1 pseudogene is annotated in these 275 nt (G+C 66.5%); it reads left to right on the forward strand.

What is annotated here, in order from left to right:
- Window positions 1-129: pseudogene (locus PUR61_RS05655) on the forward strand (IS5/IS1182 family transposase); the annotation flags it as partial.
- Between the last annotated feature and the right edge of the window lie 146 nt (window positions 130-275).

A 275-nucleotide genomic window follows, 5' to 3' on the forward strand; every position in this document is an offset into this window, starting at 1 on the left:
GAAAGGACCGTCGCCTGGCTCGGCGGCTTCCGCCGACTCCACCGCCGCTACGAACGCAAGGGCACCCACTTCGCGGCCTTCGCCACCATCGCCGCCACCCTCATCTGCAACCGCAGAATCACCAAATGAGATCACTTCTTACGAGTTGGTGCGTGATAGCGGGTGGGGCAGCAGGGGGCTGGTTGAGGTCTGTGGTTCACGTGCCGGCGGTGCGGTCGGAGACGAGGCCGGCGATGGCGCGGTAGGTGTCGGGCAGGGTCTCTCGGCGGTGTGTC

It is taken from the genome of Streptomyces sp. BE20 (assembly GCF_036322525.1).
Classification (GTDB): domain Bacteria; phylum Actinomycetota; class Actinomycetes; order Streptomycetales; family Streptomycetaceae; genus Kitasatospora.